At 72.3% G+C, this 18,659-nt stretch carries 18 protein-coding genes and 4 tRNA genes; 12 read left to right on the forward strand and 10 right to left on the reverse strand.

Features of this window, described 5'->3' with window-relative positions; all coding sequences use genetic code 11:
* Positions 1–29 precede the first annotated feature (29 nt).
* From ACQP2P_RS33055 to ACQP2P_RS33070, 4 genes are read left to right on the forward strand one after another with little or no spacing between them, the layout of a single operon-like run.
* Positions 30–1,055: a sensor histidine kinase gene (locus ACQP2P_RS33055; RefSeq protein WP_433607540.1), complete on the forward strand. Its 1,026-nt coding sequence runs from the start codon at positions 30–32 to the stop codon at positions 1,053–1,055.
* Entirely contained in the window at positions 1,052–1,744 is a 693-nt protein-coding gene (locus ACQP2P_RS33060) for a response regulator (RefSeq protein WP_433607542.1), read from the forward strand. Before ACQP2P_RS33055 ends, ACQP2P_RS33060 begins: the two co-directional genes overlap by 4 nt.
* Positions 1,741–2,502: an alpha/beta fold hydrolase gene (locus ACQP2P_RS33065; RefSeq protein WP_433607544.1), complete on the forward strand. Its 762-nt coding sequence runs from the start codon at positions 1,741–1,743 to the stop codon at positions 2,500–2,502. Before ACQP2P_RS33060 ends, ACQP2P_RS33065 begins: the two co-directional genes overlap by 4 nt.
* A gap of 24 nt (positions 2,503–2,526) precedes the next feature.
* Positions 2,527–3,684, forward strand: coding sequence for a DUF6585 family protein (locus tag ACQP2P_RS33070; protein WP_433607546.1), 1,158 nt, complete (start codon positions 2,527–2,529; stop codon positions 3,682–3,684).
* On the opposite strand, the gene ACQP2P_RS33075 is transcribed toward ACQP2P_RS33070, so the two are convergent.
* Entirely contained in the window at positions 3,667–4,449 is a 783-nt protein-coding gene (locus ACQP2P_RS33075; RefSeq protein ID WP_433607548.1) for an SDR family oxidoreductase, read from the reverse strand. The genes ACQP2P_RS33070 and ACQP2P_RS33075 overlap by 18 nt on opposite strands.
* A 141-nt stretch (positions 4,450–4,590) precedes the next feature.
* Between ACQP2P_RS33075 and ACQP2P_RS33080 the strand changes: the two genes are divergently transcribed.
* The 3 genes from ACQP2P_RS33080 to ACQP2P_RS33090 all read left to right on the forward strand — a co-directional run bounded on the left by ACQP2P_RS33080 (position 4,591) and on the right by ACQP2P_RS33090 (position 6,437).
* Positions 4,591–5,475, forward strand: coding sequence for a sigma-70 family RNA polymerase sigma factor (locus ACQP2P_RS33080; RefSeq protein WP_433607550.1), 885 nt, complete (start codon positions 4,591–4,593; stop codon positions 5,473–5,475).
* A gap of 45 nt (positions 5,476–5,520) precedes the next feature.
* Complete coding sequence (locus tag ACQP2P_RS33085; RefSeq protein WP_433607552.1) at positions 5,521–5,790, forward strand: acylphosphatase; 270 nt, start codon at positions 5,521–5,523, stop codon at positions 5,788–5,790.
* Between the two features lie 350 nt (positions 5,791–6,140).
* Positions 6,141–6,437, forward strand: coding sequence for a DUF6193 family natural product biosynthesis protein (locus ACQP2P_RS33090; protein WP_433607554.1), 297 nt, complete (start codon positions 6,141–6,143; stop codon positions 6,435–6,437).
* A gap of 444 nt (positions 6,438–6,881) precedes the next feature.
* On the opposite strand, the gene ACQP2P_RS33095 is transcribed toward ACQP2P_RS33090, so the two are convergent.
* Both ACQP2P_RS33095 and ACQP2P_RS33100 read right to left on the reverse strand, forming a co-directional pair.
* Positions 6,882–7,925 carry an urease accessory protein UreH domain-containing protein gene (locus ACQP2P_RS33095; RefSeq protein ID WP_433607556.1) on the reverse strand — a complete coding sequence of 348 codons (1,044 nt, stop codon included), beginning with the start codon at positions 7,923–7,925 and terminating at the stop codon, positions 6,882–6,884.
* A gap of 7 nt (positions 7,926–7,932) precedes the next feature.
* The gene (locus tag ACQP2P_RS33100) at positions 7,933–8,286 is read right to left on the reverse strand and encodes a four-helix bundle copper-binding protein (protein WP_433607558.1); all 354 of its coding nucleotides are present in this window, start codon (positions 8,284–8,286) and stop codon (positions 7,933–7,935) included.
* Between the two features lie 381 nt (positions 8,287–8,667).
* Between ACQP2P_RS33100 and ACQP2P_RS33105 the strand changes: the two genes are divergently transcribed.
* Both ACQP2P_RS33105 and ACQP2P_RS33110 read left to right on the forward strand, forming a co-directional pair.
* The gene (locus tag ACQP2P_RS33105; protein ID WP_433619360.1) at positions 8,668–9,819 is read left to right on the forward strand and encodes a HoxN/HupN/NixA family nickel/cobalt transporter; all 1,152 of its coding nucleotides are present in this window, start codon (positions 8,668–8,670) and stop codon (positions 9,817–9,819) included.
* A 159-nt stretch (positions 9,820–9,978) separates the two neighbouring features.
* On the forward strand, positions 9,979–10,518 hold the full coding sequence (locus ACQP2P_RS33110) for a copper resistance CopC family protein (RefSeq protein ID WP_433607560.1): 540 nt from the start codon (positions 9,979–9,981) through the stop codon (positions 10,516–10,518).
* Positions 10,519–10,700: 182 nt separating this feature from the next.
* Here the strand turns inward: ACQP2P_RS33110 and ACQP2P_RS33115 are convergent, their stop codons facing one another.
* A complete protein-coding gene (locus ACQP2P_RS33115) occupies positions 10,701–12,203 on the reverse strand; it encodes a PepSY-associated TM helix domain-containing protein (RefSeq protein ID WP_433607562.1) in 1,503 nt (500 codons plus the stop codon).
* Positions 12,204–12,356: 153 nt separating this feature from the next.
* A complete protein-coding gene (locus ACQP2P_RS33120; RefSeq protein ID WP_433607564.1) occupies positions 12,357–14,372 on the reverse strand; it encodes a cytochrome c oxidase assembly protein in 2,016 nt (671 codons plus the stop codon).
* A gap of 179 nt (positions 14,373–14,551) precedes the next feature.
* On the opposite strand from ACQP2P_RS33120, the gene ACQP2P_RS33125 reads away from it, so the two are divergent.
* Positions 14,552–15,271: a YcnI family protein gene (locus ACQP2P_RS33125; RefSeq protein WP_433607565.1), complete on the forward strand. Its 720-nt coding sequence runs from the start codon at positions 14,552–14,554 to the stop codon at positions 15,269–15,271.
* Positions 15,272–15,727: 456 nt separating this feature from the next.
* Here the strand turns inward: ACQP2P_RS33125 and ACQP2P_RS33130 are convergent, their stop codons facing one another.
* Positions 15,728–16,411 carry a TetR/AcrR family transcriptional regulator gene (locus tag ACQP2P_RS33130; protein ID WP_433607567.1) on the reverse strand — a complete coding sequence of 228 codons (684 nt, stop codon included), beginning with the start codon at positions 16,409–16,411 and terminating at the stop codon, positions 15,728–15,730.
* Positions 16,412–16,570: 159 nt separating this feature from the next.
* Here ACQP2P_RS33130 and ACQP2P_RS33135 point away from each other — a divergent pair, with 159 nt between their 5' ends.
* Positions 16,571–17,491 carry an SDR family NAD(P)-dependent oxidoreductase gene (locus ACQP2P_RS33135; RefSeq protein ID WP_433607569.1) on the forward strand — a complete coding sequence of 307 codons (921 nt, stop codon included), beginning with the start codon at positions 16,571–16,573 and terminating at the stop codon, positions 17,489–17,491.
* 78 nt (positions 17,492–17,569) lie between these two features.
* Positions 17,570–17,797, forward strand: a complete 228-nt coding sequence (locus tag ACQP2P_RS33140; protein WP_433607571.1) for a hypothetical protein — start codon at positions 17,570–17,572, stop codon at positions 17,795–17,797.
* Positions 17,798–17,964: 167 nt separating this feature from the next.
* Here ACQP2P_RS33140 and ACQP2P_RS33145 read toward each other — a convergent pair.
* The 4 genes from ACQP2P_RS33145 to ACQP2P_RS33160 all read right to left on the reverse strand — a co-directional run bounded on the left by ACQP2P_RS33145 (position 17,965) and on the right by ACQP2P_RS33160 (position 18,271).
* Positions 17,965–18,039, reverse strand: a tRNA-Arg gene (locus tag ACQP2P_RS33145).
* 5 nt (positions 18,040–18,044) lie between these two features.
* Positions 18,045–18,118, reverse strand: a tRNA-His gene (locus ACQP2P_RS33150).
* A 2-nt stretch (positions 18,119–18,120) separates the two neighbouring features.
* A tRNA-Arg gene (locus ACQP2P_RS33155) sits at positions 18,121–18,193 on the reverse strand.
* Between the two features lie 4 nt (positions 18,194–18,197).
* Positions 18,198–18,271 (reverse strand) — tRNA-Ile (locus ACQP2P_RS33160).
* Positions 18,272–18,659: the final 388 nt, after the last annotated feature.

Genomic DNA, 18,659 nt, shown 5'->3' on the forward strand with positions numbered 1-18,659 from the left:
GCCGATCCGGGCACTGGCAGGATGGTGGGGTGAGCAGCGGCCGGACGCGGGGCATCGCGGTCGCGGCCGCCGGGCTGGCCGCGGCGACCGCGATCCTGGATCCGCTGCGCGGGCACCTGTCGCTGGCCTCGGTCACGCTGCTCTACCTGGTGCCGGTGGCCGGGGCGGCCGCGGCGGGCGGGCTCTGGCCGGCGCTCGGCGCCGCCGTGGCCGCGGACCTGCTGCTGAACTTCCTCTTCGTGCCGCCGCTGCACACGCTGAGCGTCGCGAGCGCCGACAACGCGATCACGCTGCTGGTCTACGTGCTCGTCGCGGCGGCGGTCGCGGTGGCCATGGACGTCGTGCGGCGCCAGCGGGCCGCGGTCGGGCGGGCCCGGGAGCTGGCCGAGGTCGACCGGCTGCGCACGGCGCTGCTCGACGCGGTCAGCCACGACCTGCGCACCCCGCTGGCCGGGATCAAGGCCGCCGCGTCGAGCCTGCGCAGCCCGGACCTGGCGTTCACCGACGCGGACCGGGCCGAGCTGCTGGCCACCGTCGAGCACGCGACGGACCGGATGACGGCGCTGGTGGAGAACCTGCTCTCGCTGAGCCGGCTGCGGGCCGGGGTGCTCTCGGCGGTCCTGGAGCCGACGGCCCTCGACGCGGTGGCGGCGGAGGTGGTGCTGCACCTGCCCGACCCCGAGCACACGCGCGACCGGGTGGCGGTGGACGTGCCCGAGGACCTGCTCGCGCTGGCCGACCCGGGCCTGCTGAGCACCGTGCTGGCCAATCTCGTCGCGAACTCGCTCGCGGCCGCGCCGCACGTGACCGTCACCGGCGCGGCGGACGGGGCGCGGGTCCGGCTCATCGTCGCCGACGACGGGCCGGGGGTGCCCGCGGCCCAGCGGGCCGCGCTGTTCGAGCCGTTCCAGCGGCTCGGGGACCGCGGCGGGGCCGGGCTGGGGCTCGGGCTGGCCATCGTGCGCGGGTTCACCGAGGCCATGGGCGGCACGGTCACCCCGTCGGAGACGCCCGGCGGCGGCCTGACGATGACGGTGGAGGTGCCGCGGGCATGAGCGCCGTGCTCATCATCGACGACGACGAGCCGCTGCTGCGCGCGCTGCGGCTCAACTTCGCCGCGCGCGGCTACCGGGTGCACACCGCCGGCACCGGGGCCGCGGGGCTCGCGGCCGCCGCGGACCACCCGCCCGACCTCGTGATCGTCGACCTCGGCCTGCCCGATCTCGACGGGCTCGACGTGGTGGCGGGCATCCGGGGGTACAGCGACGTGCCCATCATCGTGCTCTCCGCCCGGCACACCGGCCCCACCAAGGTCGCGGCCCTGGACGCGGGCGCGGACGACTACGTGACCAAGCCGTTCGGGATGGACGAGCTGCTGGCGCGCATGCGCGCGGCCCTGCGCCGGGCCGCGCCGGCGGCGGCCGCCCCCGTGCTGCGGACCCCGGCGTTCCGGCTGGACCTGTCGGCGAAGCAGGCGACCGGGCCGGACGGCGGGGTCATCCGGCTCACGCCGACCGAGTGGCACCTGGTCGAGGTGCTGGCCCGGCACGAGGGCAAGCTCGTCGAGCACAAGCGGCTCCTGCGCGAGGTGTGGGGGCCGCGGTACGAGACCGAGACCAACTATCTGCGGGTGCACTTCGCGAACCTGCGCCGGAAGCTGGAGCCGGACCCGTCGCGCCCGCGCTACTTCGTGACCGAGCCCGGGATCGGCTACCGGCTGCAGCTGCCCGGGGACGTGACGTGATCGCGGACGGGCACGACACCCGCGTGCTGTCCCACGGCCGCCGCCGGGCCCGGTCGGTGCTGCTGCTGCACGGGTACACCCACTCCCCCGCCCAGCTCGACCCGCTCGCGGCGCTGTTCTTCGCCCGCGGCTACAACGTCGTCGTCCCGCGCGCCCCCGGCCACGGCCTCGTCGACCCCGACGGCCACGCCACCGTCACGGCCGCGGGGCTGCGCGCGTACGCCGCCGAGGCCCTCGACACCGCGGCCGCCCTCGGCGCCGAGACCGGCGTGCTCGGCGTCTCCGGCGGCGGGGTGCTCGCCACCTGGCTGGCCGTGCGCCGCCCGGAGACCGTGCGGCGGCTCGTGGTGCTGGCCCCGCTCTACGCCCCGCACCCCTCGCAGGTCCCGCCCGCGGCCCGGGTCGCCCTGCGGGTCCTCCACGGCCGCCGGTTGCTTCCCGATCGGCGCAGCTCGCGGGGGTACTCCTACCGCGCCGTCGCCCAGTATCTGCGCATCGCGTCCGCCCTGCCCCGCGCCTTCCCCGCCAACGGACCGGCCCGGGTCGCGGCCGTGCTCGCCCCGGGTGACACGACGGTGGACGGCAAGCTGGCGTTCGAGCTGCCCGAGCGGCTCGCGCGCGCGGCCGGGGCCTCGCTGACCCTCGATACCCTGCCGTCCCATCTCGGGCTGGCGCATGACATCATCTCGCGGCACCGGCTCGGCGAGCACGCCGACGTGCTCTACGAGCGGTACGCAGCGCTCTACGAAGACGCCTGACCCGGCTTCATCCACGGGGGACCCATGATCCCGCAGTACCGCGGCGCCATCGTCGGCGCCGTCATCGGTGTGCTCGGCCTCGGCCTCGCCGGGTTCCTGGCCACCTCCTCCGACGTCACGTGCGACGGCAACACGATGTCGCCCGGCGACCAGTGCGTCCACATCTCCACCAAGACCGGCGCCCGGACCGTGAACTCCTACGAGGAGGAGGCGTCCTCGCAGCGGGTCGGCGGCGGGCTGGCCGGCGGCATCCTCGGCGTCGTCTTCCTCGGCCTGGGCACGCAGCAGGCGCTGGCCGGGCGCCGGCGCGAGCGCGAGTCGGCCGCCGCCGGGCAGGCCACCCGCGAGCTGCTGAGCATTGCGATGCCGCCGGACCCGGACGCCTCCACGAACCCGCCGCCGACGATCCCCGCGGACGCGATCCAGGCCGCGTGGCAGGCCCAGCTGGGCGGGTACGTGGCCTCGATGCAGCCGGGCAAGCGCTCGGCGGCGCTGGTGTACCTCGCCCTCCTCGCGATCATCGGGATCTTCCTGTTCGGGCTCGGCGCCGCGCAGGGCGGGGTCGCGCTGCTCGTCTTCGGGCTGGTCGCGCTGCTGTGCCTCGGCGCGTTCGTGGCCGTGCTGGTGCGCTCGCCGCTGGTGTCGAAGAAGGCCCGCCAGCTCGGCTTCCACCTGTTCGCGCACGGGTTCGTGCGGGCGACCGCGGCCGGCGTGCAGGCCTACCGATGGGACCAGATCGCCACGATCTACCAGTCGATCATCCGGCAGCAGGTGTACGGCGCGACGACGAACACCAACTACTCCTACGTGCTCGAGTTCGTCGACGGGCGGGTGCTGAGCCTGAACAACTTCTCGGCGGACATGAAGGTGCTCGGGCCGATCCTGCAGGAGCGGGTGGCCCGGGTGCAGGTGCCGCGGGCGCTGCAGTACCTGCACGCCGGGCGGGCGATCCCGTTCGGGGCGTACGTGCTGACCGCGGCCGGCGTGACCAACGGCGCCAAGAGCGCGCCCTGGTCCGAGATCGGCGGCGTGAAGATCGACAACGGCGGGCTGCGGCTGTGCCGGCCCGACGGCCGGGCGATCCTCGGCGGCCGGAAGATCCGCGACATCCCGAACTTCCTGACGTTCGCGATCCTCGTCGACCGCATGGCGGGCCAGCCCGCGTCACAGGTTCGCGGCTAGGAACTCCTCCCACGTGCGCCGGCCTACCGCGCGGTCCGGGGCCAGGTTGGCTCCGGCCCGGATCGCGCGGTAGGCGCCGCCGCCCATGGGCATCCGCACGACCGGGCGCCTGCGGCCGGCCGCGCGCAGGTAGGAGCGGACGAGCTCGTCGAAGCCGTAGGCCCGCGGGCCGGCGACGTCCGGCACGAGCCCGGCCGGCTCGCCGAGCGCCAGCTCCGCGAGCCGGGCCGCGACCTCGGCCCCGTCGACCGGCTGGAAGCGCACGCCCGCCGGGACCGGGACGACGGGCAGCCCGGCCAGCTGCCGGACCGTGGCGAGGGTCAGCTCGTGGAACTGGCTCGCCCGCAGGGTCGTCCACGGGATGCCGGAGCCGGCGACGAGGACCTCGGCGGCGCGCTTGGCCCCGAAGTAGCCGAACGCCATGCGGTCCACGGCGCTCGTCACCGGGACGCGGTCGGCCCCGACGACCGAGATGTAGACGACGTGCCTGGCACGCGCCGCCGCGCGCAGCAGGTTCGCGGCCTTGACGTCGTCGCCCTTGGCCGAGCCGGCGCAGTGCACGACGACGGCCGCGTCGCCGGCGGCCCGCTCGACGTGCTCGCCGGTCGTCAGGTCGCCCTCGACATATTCGACGCCGTCGAGCGGCCGGTCCGGGCGCCGCCGGGCAAGCACCCGGATCGGGCGGCCCGCGGCGCGCAGGTGCGGCAGGAGCAGGCGTCCGAGCGTGCCGGTGCCGCCGGTGACGAGGATCGGTGTGGTGTCCATGCCCCCTCGACCCGCGCGACGCCCCGGATGTGACACCGTGACATCCGCCACCGGGGCGAGCTCTCGGGGTACTGAATCCGTCACATCTTCGCCTTCCGCGGGGTCGACCGGGAGAGGATCGAACTCGGGAGAGGAACAGCGGTGGACGAGCGCGAGTGGCTGAGCGGGCAGTTCGAGCGGCACCGGGCCCGGCTGCGGGCGGTGGCGTTCCGGATGCTGGGTTCGGCCGCGGAGGCCGACGACGCCGTCCAGGACGCCTGGCTGCGGGTCGACCGGGCCGGGGCGGCGGGCGTGGACAACCTCGCCGCCTGGCTCACCACCATCGTGGCCCGGGTGTGCCTCAACCAGCTCCGCGCCCGCAACCAGCGCCGCGAGGACCCGCTCGAGGTGCACGTGCCCGACCCGATCGTCAGCCCCGTGGCCGGCGTCGACCCCGAGCACGAGGCGCTGCTCGCCGACTCGGTGGGCCTGGCCCTGCTCGTCGTGCTGGAGACGCTCACCCCGGCCGAGCGGCTCGCGTTCGTGCTGCACGACATGTTCGCGGTGCCGTTCGAGGAGATCGCGCCCATGCTCGACCGCTCGCCGGCCGCCGCCCGGCAGCTCGCCAGCCGCGCCCGGCGCCGGGTCCAGGGCCGCCCGACCGCGCCCGACCCGGACGTGAGCCGCCAGCGCGCGGTGGTCGACGCGTTCTTCGCCGCCTCGCGCGAGGGGGACTTCGCCGCCCTGGTCGAGGTGCTCGACCCGGGCGTGATCCTGCGCTGCGACGGCGGCCCGGCCCGGCCGCGGCTCACCTTCACGCTGCACGGCCCCGAGCAGGTGGCCACGCAGGCCCTGGCGTCGGCGCGGCTGTCGCCGTTCGTGTACCCGGCCCTCGTCAACGGCGCCGCGGGCGTCGTGGTGGCGGCGAGCCCGGACCGTCCGCTGTTCGTGATGGCGTTCACGGTCGCGGGCGGGCGGATCGTCGCCGTCGACGTCCTCGCCGACCCGGACCGGCTGCGCGCTCTGGACCTCGCCGCCCTGCGCTGATCGCTTCGGCCGGCCGGCCCGGCCGCCCCCGGGTACGGTCGGGAGGTGATCCGAAAACGGGTGCTGGTCTCGGGCCGCGTGCAGGGCGTCTTCTTCCGCGAGACCGCCCGTCAGGTCGCGCAGCAGCGCGGGGTGGCCGGGTGGGTGCGCAACCTCCCCGACGGGCGAGTCGAGGCGGTGTTCGAGGGCGACGAGGAGCCGGTCGCGGCGATGGTCGCCTGGGCCGGCGAGGGCCCACCGGACGCGCACGTGAGCGGCGTCGAGGTCCATGACGAGCCGGCCGAGGGGCTGAGCGGGTTCAGCGTTCTGCGGTGAGTCCGGGCACCCCCCTGCGGCCGCCGCGCTGGGGGCGTGCTGGGCCACGTCGGTCGGGTAGTCCTCGTACCGTGCCCGCATCGACCAGTTGTGCCGGCGGATCGTGGCGCCGGGGCGGCCGTCGAGGCCTGCGGGATCACGTTCACCCGTGCACGCCGCGGGTGCGGACTCCTGCCTGGTCGCGGGTGACCCCGCGTGCATCGGGTGCACCCGTACACCACCGACGGCGTCGACGCGACGCAGATCTCCGCCGACGTGGAGCACGGGCCGGCTGGTCAGACCGACCGGCGCTCCAACATCGCGCGCATTGCCTCAATGCCGCGCTCGACTCGCGCACGGAGGCGAACGAGATGCACTGGCCGCAGTACCAGGCGATGGTCGAGGCGGCATACCACGAACCGGCGCTGCGACGGCTTTACCCGTTCACCAGCCACTCGACACTGAGGTTCGCCATCACCACCCGTCCCAACCTTTCCCCCGTCCCGGTGTGCCTGGATGCACACCAGGACAACCGGTACACCGTCAGCGCTCAGTACATGGGTGAGGTTCTTTCCGAGAGCTCCACGGCGCAGGAGGCGGTGTCGTTGGCTGTTTCCCAGCTCCCTCCCAACCTCGGTCCTGTCGAGCTCGGAGTGCCCCGAAGCTGAACCGGCACCCGATTCCCGAAACGAACGGGTGGGCCCGAACCCATACGAGCCGAGGTTGCGCCGCCGTTCTGCCTCGGAGATCCGCTTCGAGTGCCCGGATCTCGGGCCGCTGTCGCGCAGCGGCAGGGGCGGGTGGCGTCGATGGCCGGTAGCAGCATGGCGGCGTGTCATACGATCTTGCGTTCTGGATGGCGCTGTGGATCGTGGTGCCGCTGTCGTGCGGGCTGGTCGGGAGCTGGACGCGTGCGCTGCATCCGTTCGCTGCGTTGGCCCGGTTGAGGACTCCGACCGGGCGCGGCGGGTGCTGCTCGGCCTGCCGCGCCGGCTGCCGTGGCAGCGACGATTGGCGTGGTGGCCGGCGACGGTGAGGCCGACAAGGCCATCGCCGGTCATCGTGGCCGCCGCGCCCGGCGCCGCGGTGCTCGCGTCCGCACCGTGGGGCGGTTACCCGACGCTGAGCCGTGCGGTGTACATGCCCATCACGCAGGAGTAGCGCACCACGCCGGGGACGGAGACGCCGAGGTCGACGTGGACATCGCCGTCGGCCGGCAGCACCCACTCGCCGGGACGGCCGGCGATCACTACCGTGCGGATGCAGCCGCTGGCGTGCCGGGCGCGCAGCACGAGTGTGGTGGGCAAGCCCGCACGGATGGTGGCGTCGGCGGGGTCGAAGCCGTTGGACCGTACCGTCACCGTGACCGTCTGGCGCCCGTCCGCGACCGCCACCACCCCGCTGGCCGCGGTGAATGACCTGACGGCGGTCGCCGGCGGTACCGCAACACCAGCCGTGGCCAGACCGCCGACCGCCGTCCATACGCCGGCCGCCACGAGCGCCGCGCCGGTGACCCGACGGAGCCGGCCGTGCCACGACGTCGCCGTGCGGAGGGCGACCAGCCCCAACAGCCCGAACATCGGCCAGGTGCCGACGACGAATACGGCCATGACCGCCGCGCCGGCCGCCGCCGACCCGGACGTCGCGGCGAGAGCCTCCACCGCCAGCGTGACGCCACAAGGCATCAGGACGGTCGCGAAACCCGCGCCGGCGGTGCCGGCCACCCCGGCCGGGACCCGAGCGTCGCCTCGGTCGCGGCGGCCGAGGAGTCCGCCCGCCCGGCGCTGGAGCCACGGCATGCCCAGCTGCCTCAGACCGAGCACGAGCACCAGCGCGCCCACGGTCAGCTGCACCGTGCCGCGCGCGGACGCCCCGAGGGGCAGGGTGGCGCCGGCCAGGCCGAGGATCGCCCCGAGCACCGTGTGCGACGCCAACTTTCCGACCAGAAACGCGGTCACCGGTACGGCGTCGGACCGCAGCGCCGCCGCGCGGGAAGCCGGACCGTCCGTCCCCGGGCCGGGGTCGCACGGCGCCGTGCATCCCGCAGCGCGGGTGGCGACCCCGGCGAGCAGACCACCCTGCACCACCGTGCACGACGTGCCGCCTGCGGTCAGACCGACGAGCAATACCGCGGCCAGATCCACGGCTCGATCCACCGCCCGGCTAGCCGTGCAGGCCCCGCAGGACCTGCCGACACGCCTCGGCGCACCGCACGGTCGCGTTCGAGCACATCCGACAGTGCTCGTGGTGGCCAGCGTGCTGCGCGCACAGCTCGGCGCTGTGCTCGCAGGCCAGCACGCATGCCTCCAGCTGCGAGCTGAGCAGCGCGGCGTCGCTGCCGCGGCTGACCACCCGGCGGGTCGCCGCCAGCACGTCCGCGCAGTTCAGATCCCGGATGATCGCGTCCTGCAGCGCCCGGACGTCGTCCTCGGTGACCATCGCGGCCGCGCAGGCCGTGACGGCCTCCTCGCACTCCAGCATCGCATCAATCGCCGCCGCCAGGGGCTCGCTGCTCACCTGGGGTCGGATACTCACGGCGAACGTGTCAAGGAGTTCCCGGGTCTGCGGCATGGCGATCCTTTCGATATCGGATACTGGGCCGGACGCTCCTACCACGGAATGGTCGCCTGAAACCGGCTCACCCCCGCGCGCACGCTTCCTTCACGCCGGGGGGATTCCTGACGATCAGCGTGGTTGCGGAACCGTGCAACACCGCAATTGCCGCAACCGCCACGCGCCGCGCGGTTTCATCCCGCATGAACCGGTTGGCACGCGGCCGGACTCGGTGCACCACGATGGCGGATATCTCAACCAGGCCGTGCGGCCCGTGCGGACCGGCGTGGCCTGCGTACCGTCGATGGTTCATGGCTGTTGTCCGGAGGTGGTGGCGTGACCGGAATGCCGTCGCAGCAGCGGCTCGCTGCCGGGGATCGGTTGGATGGACCGGCCTCGCCGGATACCGGGGCGCCCGGCACCGGGTTGCGGCCGTGGACCGGGCGGGATTGGTGGCGCACGGCGGGTCTGCTCGGGGTGATCGCGGTGCTGCACGTGGCCGCGTGGGGTGTGCTGACCGTGGCGGTGCTGCCACACCACTTCCAGGTCGGCAGCACCGTGTTCGGGCTCGGCCTCGGGGTCACCGCGTACGTGCTCGGTGTGCGGCACGCATTCGACGTGGACCACATCGCGGCGATCGACAACACCACCCGCAAGTTGATGGTCGACGGGAAGCGGCCGGTGTCGGCGGGGTTCTGGTTCGCGCTCGGTCATTCCAGCGTGGTGGTGGTGCTGGCGTCGCTGATCGCCGCCGGTGCGCGGACCGCCAGCACCGCCCTGCTCGACCACGACTCGCGCGTGCATCAGATCCTCGGCGTGGTCGGTACCAGCGTCTCGGGGCTGTTCCTGTACCTGATCGGGGTACTGAACCTGGTCGCGTTGGCCGGGGTGGTGCGGTTGTTCGCCCGGCTGCGCCGCGGCGAGGTCGACGCGGCCGGGTTGGACACCGCGGTCGCGGCCCGCGGGCTGCTGAGCGGGTTGGTGCGGCGGTTGACCCGATCGATCACCCGGCCGGGGCAGATGTTCCCGATCGGGTTGCTGTTCGGGCTGGGTTTCGACACCGCCACCGAGGTGACGCTGCTCGTGCTGGCCGGGTCCGGTGCCGCGTCCGGGCTGCCGTGGTATGCGGTGCTGGTCCTGCCGCTGCTGTTCGCTGCCGGGATGAGCCTATTCGACACCCTCGACGGGGCGTTCATGGCGGTGGCGTACCGGTGGGCGTTCGCCAACCCGATCCGCAAGGTGTACTACAACCTGGCGATCACCGGCCTGTCCGTGGCGGTCGCCCTGGTGATCGGCACGATCGAGCTCGTCTCCGTGCTGCACGACAAGTTGCACCTGACCGACCCGGTCACCGGCTGGGTCGCCTCGGTCGATCTGGGCAACGTCGGCTTCGTCATCGTCGGGCTGTTCGTCGTCGTGTGGGCCGCCGCAATCGGTTACTGGCGTCTGGCCAAGGTCGAAGACCGCTGGGTCACGTACGGCGGCGGCCAAGGCTGACGCAAGGCCGATGGATTGCGGATCTGCGGAAGGTAGTCGCTGCTCAGTCGGGTCGAGTTCCGTCGAGTTGCCAACGCCACCGCACTCCCCACCGCCGACCGCCCCGCCGGGCGGGTGGTCCAGGATCGGGGGATGCGACTGCCTCGGAGTGTCCGCGGTGTGCTGGCCTCATCGGCGACTGCGTTCGCCGCCGCGTTGGTGGTGGTGCTGGTGCCGGCACAGCCGGCGTTCGCGCACTCGCAGCTGGTCAGGACCGACCCGGCGGCCAACACCACCGTCAGTACGCCGGTCACGGCGGTGACGTTGACGTTCAACGAGATGGTGAAGCAGCAGTTCAGTACCGTGGTCGTCACCGGCGCCGACGGGCTCTCCCACAGCGACGGCACGCCCCGCTCGGTCGACCGGAACCTCACCCAGTCGGTCAAGGCGCTCCCGGCCGGGAAGGTCACGGTGGCGTGGCGAGTGGTCTCCGCCGATGGTCACCCGGTCGAGGGCCAGTTCGCGTTCACGTACGCCGCCCCGGCTGCCGCATCGGTGCCGTCGACGGCAGCGAGCACCGCCACGCCGGTCGCATCGCAGGCCGGCACGTCGTCGGGCTTGAGCGGTGCAGGTTGGGCGGCCATCGGCGGTGCGCTGCTGCTGGTGGTGTTGGTCGGGGGCTGGCTGTGGTGGCGCCGCCCGACGGCCGGCGGCACCTGACCCGTCCGTGCGCTCCACGGCGGCCTGTGCCGGTGCCGCCGGTCAGCAGGACGGCGGCGACAACCGCGGCGACGGCGACGACCGCGACGGCGACGGCGATGAGCCGGTACAGGCCCGATGTGGCAGCAGCGTACCGAGCGGGCCAGGCTGCTGGTACCCGCCCGGTACGCCCCGAGCTCCGGTCAGGCCCCGGCTGGGGCGGGCGCCGGCGGCGCCGGCGCGCCGTGTCCGCGCCGTCGGAGCAGCCCAGCGATGCCGTCGAGGACCAGGAACGCGACAAGGGTGACGCCGAACGCCGGCAGCGCCCAGCCGACGGCCGCGGTGACCAGGACGCCGCTGACGAGCAGGGGCAGGCGCAGCCGCCGCCACGCGCCGCGGGCCGGTGGGCTGCCAAGTACCGCACGGCGCTCGGTCCGGGTGGGGCGGCGCTGCCACCACATCCGGTAGCCCCACACGATCACGCACAGCAGGCCGAGCGCGAGGGCGGCGAGCAGGAGCTGGTTGGCCAGGCCGAACAGGTAGCCCATGTGGGCCTGGACGCCGAGTTTCGACAGCTGTGCCAGCAGCGGCCAGTCGGCGAAGTCCGACCGGGCCGTGACGGTGCCGGTGGACGGGTCGACGGCGACCCGGTCCAGCCCGACCGGCCAGACGACGTCGGTGTTCGCCACCGTCCACGCCGTGCCCGGCTCGGCGGGCAGGGTGATCTCCATCGGGCCGGTGATTCCCGCGCCGCGGGCGATGTGCAGGACGGTGTCGATCTGCGCCGGGTCACCGGCCGCCATCGCTGGGCCGGTGGCGCTGTGGTGCCCGCCGCCTGTCGTGCCGCCGGGGGTGCCGGTGAGGGTGGTGTCGAGGTCCGGGCTGTGTGCGTGCATGGCGTCGAGCGCCGCGGTGAAGTTGCCGCCGGCCCACCGTGACCAGGTCAGGCCGGTCGCGGACAGGAACAGCAGGCCGATGACGAGCCAGATGCCGGTGGCGGCGTGCAGGCTTCGGGTGCGGCGCACGCCCTTCGCGGCGGTGAGGTCGTAGAGCAGGGTGGCGTCGGTGCGGCTGCGGCGGCGGTCGCCGCGGGTGCGCCATTGGCGGTTGCACCACAGGATCAGCCCGCCCAGGACGAGCACCCACAGCCAGCTGGCGGCGGTCTCGGAGTAGACCCGGCCCAGGTCGTACAGGTGCAGGTTGCGGTGCAGGTCGTCGAGCCACGTCATGAGCGGGGTCTCGCCGTACCAGGTGGTCAGCTGCCCGCGAATCTGTGTGGTGTACGGGTCGACGTACACGGTGTGCTGCTTCTCCCCGAGTTCCGGCAGGCTGAACACCACTCGCGTCGTGGCGTCCGGAGCCGCGGCCGGCAGCACCGACGCCAGGGTGCCGGACGGGTGCGCGGCGACCGCGGCGGCGACCTGCTGCGACAGTGGCTTCGGTAGCCCCGGCCCGACCTGAGCGGCGTGCAACTCCTTGTCATAGACGAGGCCGTCGAGTTGGGGGCTGAACGCGAACAACAGCCCGGTCACCGCCGCCACGACGAGCAGCGGCGCGACGAGGATGCCGGCGTAGAAGTGCAGCCGGGTCAGCAGCGGCACGATCGACCACGACCGCGCCGGTGCCCCGGCCGGGGCTGGCCGCTGCTCGGCCGGGTCGTCGGCGGGATCGCCGGTCGGCGGTGAGACGTCGGTGGCGATGGACATGGCGGTGACCTCCGGACGACAGGAACAGGGCGGGAGCGGGCGTGCGCTATCGGTGGGCGCCGATGGATTGCGGCGTCCGGGAGGTAGTCGCTGCGGTCGCGGGCCGAGTTCCCAGCGACCGTGGAGGGCACCCGGTGGGGTGTCGCTGGCCGGTCAGCGGCGTTCGGCCTCGGCGGCGCGGCGCAGGAAGTCGTTGTAGCGGGCCAGTTCGTCGTCCTCGCCAGTGGCCTCGGCGCGGTCCGCGGCCCGGTCGAGGCGGCGCTGTTCGCGTTCGTCGGCGCGGATCCACCGCGCCACGAGCAGGATCAGGATGATCGCGGCGGGGATCTCGCCGAAACTCCACGCCAGCCCGGCGCCGAGGTGCTGGTCGGCAAGGAGACTGCTCGCCCAGGCCGGGTGGACGCTGCCGTACCAGTCCGGCGCGATCACGGTGCGCGACTGCATCAGCGCGACGCCGAGGAACGCGTGGAACGCCATCCCGGCGAAGTGGATCAGCACGAGCAGCGGCGGCGGTACCGGCCGGCGGCCCGGGTCGACGCCGATGAGCACCCAGTAGAACAGGAACCCGACGACCACGAAGTGCGTGAGCATCGCCAGATGCCCCAGGTGGTAGCGCATCAGCACGCCGAGCAGGTTGCTGAAGTACAGCGCGTAGAGGCTGACCACATACAGGGCGAGTGCGACGAGCGGATGGGACAGCAGCCGCAGGACCCGGCTGTGCAGGACGAGCAGCAGCCAGTCCCGGGCACCGCGCACCCCCGGGTCGGCCGGTTTGCGCAGCGTGCGCAGGGCAAGGGTGACCGGGGCACCGCCGACCAGCAGGATCGGCACCAGCATGCCGAGGACCATGTGCTGCGCCATGTGCGCCGAGAACAACACGTAGGCGTACCGGGCGAACCCGGTCACCGTGAACCCCGCCAGCAGCACCATCCCGCCGAGCCAGCTCACAGTCCGGCTCACCGGCCACCGATGCCCCGCCCGATAGAGCCGCCACACCCCGGCCAGGTAGCCGGCCACCCCGAGGGCGACGACGGTCAGGAAGAACGCGTCCAGCAGCGGCGGCCAGAACACCCGTGCCGCGGTCAACGGTGGCGGAGCGGCGAACCCGAGCAGGTCGGTCACCGGGTCGGTGTCGACCGGATTGGTCGGCACCGGTGTCGGTGTCCGCGACAATGCCACCGCCAGCCCGAGCGTCGCGGCGAAGACCAGCAGCTCACCGGCCGCGAGCCGCCGGAACGCCCCCGGCGTACCGGCCCGCAACCCCGGCAGGGTCCGGCTGCGGTGGACGGCACCGATGACCCCGACCGCGGTGAGCGCCGCTGCCTTGCCCAGGACCAGCAGCCCGTACCGCGACTGCCACAGCTCAGCGACGGTACCGAGCCGCACGGCCGCGTTGGCGAGTCCACTCACCGCCACGACTGCCCAGCAGCCCAGCGCCAGGCGGGTGTAGCCGTGCGCGGCGACGCCGAGGACCCGGTCGGAGCGCAGCGTCAGCAGCGCGGCAAGGCCGCCGACCCAGACCGCCGCAGCAAGGATGTGCGCGGCGAGACTGGTGACCGCCAGCTGATGGTTCCCGGCACCGGCGGCGTGTCCGGTCAGCGCCGGCGGCACCGCCGCCACACACGCCACGACCGCGACCACACCCGCGCCGGTGCGGGTGAGGACCACGCGGCAGGCCACCGCCACGACGGCGGCGAGCACCGCCTGCGCGAGCGCCGACTGGCCCTGCGCCACCGACCACGCCAAGCTCCGCACGCCCGCGAAGGTCACCGTCGACACCGGCTGACCCAGCAGGTCGGACAGCGTCAACGGCAGGATCGCCAGACTGGCCACCGCCCATCCGGCGGCCCACCACGACGCCCGCCGCAGCAACCGGTAGCCGGCCGGGCCGAGCAACTGGCCATGCCGGTTCGCCCCGGCGCCTGCGGGGTCGCCGGGGTCGGTGCCGGGCAGCAGGAACGCCGCCACCACACACCAGCCCACCGTGACCACACAGCCGACGTCGACCGCCGCTCGCGCCGTCGGCAGGCCCCACCGCGTGGCCGCGCCCGCGTCGGGCAGGCCCGGAATCCGGCCGGTCACCCCGCCGCCCCACCGCAACGCCACGACCAGGGTCGCCACCAGCACGACGGCCGCGCCCGTGCCGAGGGCGAGGCGCCGCGCGGTCACTGCGCCCTCAGACAGCGGCGAAGAGTGGCATATGAGCGTGCTCCTGTGAACATCACCCAGATGGTCGACCGGCGCCCGCCGATGGTTCCCGGCAATTCCGGCGGACGGGCCGGGAACCGGAGCCTGGTGACGGACGACTACCCCACGACGTTGCCCTCCTCACCTCGTGAAACGGACTCATGATGCGTCGAACCGCTCTGCTGCGCGCCGGTGCGGCGGCCCTTGCCGCCGCGGCCGCCGCCCTCGCGTTCCCTACTGCCGCGTCGGCGCACGTCACGGTCAGCTCGGCCTCCGCCGTGCAGGGCGGCTACACGAAGATCACCTTCCGGGTGCCCAACGAGAAGGACACCGGCACCACCACCAAACTCGAGGTCGCGATCCCCACCGACAAGCCGATCGCCTCCGTCGGCCTCAAACCCGTCCCCGGCTGGACCGCCGCGATGGAAACCTCGAAACTCGCCACCCCGATCAAGAGCGACGACGGCGAGGTCACCGAAGCCGTCTCGAAGATCACCTGGACCGCCGACCCCAGCGCCGCGATCAAACCCCACGAATTCCAGGAGTTCGACGTCTCCCTCGGCCCGCTGCCCGAGACTGATCAACTGGTCTTCAAAGCTCTCCAGACCTACTCCGACGGCGAGGTCGTCCGCTGGATCGACGAACCCACCGGCGGCACCGAGCCCGACCACCCCGCGCCGACCCTGAAACTCGCCAAGGCCGGCGCCCCCGACAACACCACCGCGAGCACCGCCGCCCAGGACGCCGCCGCCACCACGAAGGACAGCACCAGCAACAACAACGGCACCGCCATCAGCCTGGGCATCGCCGGCCTCGTCCTCGGCCTTGCCGGCCTCGTCGCCGGCGTCCTCGCGTATCGACGGGCCGGTCGCACCGCTTGACCATCGTTCATCCCGCAGCAGGCCACTGACCTGAAAGATCACCCCGGAGACCCGAGAAGCTGACGCAGGACAGGCCCTGGACTGAGGTCCAGGGCCTTCTTCGCTGGACGCTTTTGCAGTTCTGTGACGCGCACCCAGCCCGTCAGCATACGAACCCCGAACCCGTGGTAGCTGGGCCGGAGGTGGCGGTGGCCGCGACTCACGCCAAGGTTCGACGCGACGGATACCGCAGACCGTTTCCGAAGGCGTAGCACCTACGCCGAGGAGATACCCAGGGGCCGAGGTCGAGAGCGGGTACCGGCGGCGAGCGTCAACGGGTTAGTAGTCCAGCCCGGGAACGTACGTAGACGTTGAACGATGGCTGATGTCGCCTTGGGTGCGGTGGTGGCTGTGCGGACGCGGGCTTGGTGGGTTCGTCGCCACCGGGACCACGCGAGGTGCCGCCGTACCCAAGGGTCAGGGTCTGGGCAGGCTGCTGTTGGCCTGACGGGTGCTGGGTCTGGCCGCCTCCGTGTCGGTGGCGTGTGAGCGGACCGTGGCGAGCGCGGTGTCGAGACCGGCTTCGAGGGCGGTGGTGTTTCGGTGGGCTTGGGCGAGGACGAGGCCGCCTTGGATGGCTGCGAGCAGTGCTAGTGCGAGTTGGTCGATGTCGGTGTCGCTGTGCAGTGTGCGGTTGTCGACCAGGGTGGCTAGGGCGGTGCGGATTGCGGTCAGCCAGCGGTCGAACGAGGTGGCTAATGCTTGGCGGGCCCAGGGGTGGTCGTCGGCGAGTTCGTTGGCGAGGCTGCCAAGCGGGCAGCCGCCCATGCCGCTTTGCTGGCGGGTGGACTCGACGAGGAAGTTGCGCCACTCGTCGAGTGCGTCGAGGTTTTCGACGCGGGCGAGGAGCTGGGTGTGCAGTGCGAGCATCAGGTCGGTTTGGTAGGCGATGACTGCTTTGGTGAGGTCGTCTTTGTCGCCGAAGTAGTGGTAGATCTGCGACGAGCTGACCCCGGCGGCGTCGCGGACGGATGGGGTGCTCGTGCCCGCGACGCCGTGCCGGTACATGAGGTCGGCGGCAGCGGCGATGATGCGCTCACGGGTGGCGCGTCCCTTCTTGGTGCTGGGCGTGGGCGCAGTCCCGGTGTGGGTCGACGTCATGGTCCGCCTCCTCGGATTGGATTTGACAATCCAATCATGCCACGCGCAGACTGGATAGACCAATCCATTGTCGTGGGCGGGCGTCGTGGACATTGAAGCCGTCCTGACCATCCCTGCGCCGCGCCGGGCCGGGCCTACGGAACACGAAGAGGAATCACGATGAGCACACTCCCAGGAAAGACAGTCCTGATCACGGGCGCCAACGTCGGGATCGGCAAAGACGTGGCCCGGCAACTGGCGTTACGTCCCGAGATGGCCCGCATCTACCTGGCGTGCCGCAACCAAGACCGGGCGACAGCGGCGAAGACCGAACTCGAAGCCGCCACCGGCCGGCGCATCTTCGACATCCTCGTCATGGATGTCGCCAATCTGGGTTCGGTCCGCGCCGGCGTTGCGGCCATCGACGGAACCGTCGACGCACTGGTCATGAACGCCGGTGTCATCGGGCCGCAGTCGATGGACCTGACCGCAGATGGGGTCACTAACGTGTTCGCGACGAACGTCCTTGGCCACGTCGTCCTCCTCGAAGGGCTCCTGGCCGAGGGCCGGCTGGGCGAAGTGGCGGTCCTCGCCGGAAGTGAAGCAGCCCGTGGACTTCCGATCTTGCGGATGAAACGACCGTCCTTTGCCTCAACGTCCGCCGATGAACTCGCCACCGTCATCGACGGCAGCTACTTCGCCGCGGGAAAGGGCGACTTCAACCTGGCCTTCGGACAGGCCAAGTACATCGGAGCCCTCTGGATGGCCTACCTGGCGCGCCAACACCCCGACCGTCGATTCATCACCGTGAGCCCCGGCGCCACCACCGGCACCCAAGCCTCCAGCGGCCTTGCCCTGCCATTGCGCGTAGCGTCCAAATACGTCCTGCCCGCCCTCGGGCTCTCCCACAACCTTGAGGCGGGCGCGAAGCGACTGGTCGACGGTGTCACCGACCCGACCCTGTCCAGCGGCGTGTTCTACGCCAGCGCCGCCAACAAGCTCACCGGCCCCCTGGTCAACCAAGCGGACATCTTCCCCGATCTGGCCAATCCGTCCTTCCAAGACCACGCCAACGAGGCCATCCACCGCTTCATCACCTAGTAGTCCCGCCCGGGATGTCAGCGGCCGGTTCGGATTCCCCGGCGGACGGCCAGTTGTGCCAGCACGATCCGTGACTGGATGCAGAAGCGTCCCGCCTCGCCCACGACGCTTATTGCGCTGGCTGGACGGGCGGTGGCCGGTCAGGATGGCGGGGTCTCGGAGATCGAGCTGCCGGGTGGCTTCGTCAGCAGTGCAGTGCGGATCGGCGAGACGGTGCGCCGTACCCTCTCGGGGAACGCCGGGTTCGTCCACGAGGTGCTGGACCTATTCGCGCAGTGCGACTGGCCTGGAGCACCGCCTGCCTGATCGGTAGCGACAGAAGTGGTCCCGACCCAACCGGATACGAACCCCAAACCCCAGGTCAGCCGCCTGCCCGAAGGTCGGTCCACCAGGCGGCCGCGATGCACGAACCCCGGCGAGGGCTGCGTTTCCGCTGCTCAGAACCCCTGTGTGTTGATCTTTTGCGAGATCGGTGCCCCCGGCAGGGTTCGAACCTGCGACCTCCGGCCCCGCATGCCGGCGCTCTCGTCCAACTGAGCTACGAGGGCATGAGGGTGACCACCGGGAGTCGAACCCGGACCTCCAGAGCCACAATCTGGTGTGCACGGACCCGTACACCATGGTCACCGCACCCCGAGCAGGATTCGAACCTGCGGCACGCGGCTTCGTAGGCCGCTGCTCTCTCCGCTGAGCTACCGGGGCGAAGTCCCGTCGGTTGGAGTCGAACCAACTGTCTCCTCGTTATCAGCGAGGCGCCTCTACCACGCAGGCCGCGACGGGATGGAGCCGAAATGGGCATCGTCGGAAACCGGGGAGTCGAACCCCGCACGTCCTGGTCCCAGGCCAGGCCCGGTCACCGCGCCGGTCGTTTCCGAATACTGCGTGCACGCCCCCGGAAAAGGGCGAGAAAATTGCGCAAGAAAAAACCGCCCGGATCCCTGTGCGGGGCGGGCGGCCGAGGTGGAGGCTGGTCTGCCTACCCTCGCCACCGGCCCGTGGGGCGGATCGCCGCAATGATGTGCGGTCGGGGAGCCGGGGTGACAATCACGTGTCGGGTGTGCATCTCGGGCTCCTCCTTCGGCGACATTGTCCGGTGCGGTTCGACGTAGACAACAGTACGCGGGGAATGGGAGCCCGGCAATGGATTAAATGCGCGGCGGTGGCTGGT

The organism is Dactylosporangium sp. CA-139114, from assembly GCF_050955725.1.
In the GTDB taxonomy this organism is placed as follows: domain Bacteria; phylum Actinomycetota; class Actinomycetes; order Mycobacteriales; family Micromonosporaceae; genus Dactylosporangium.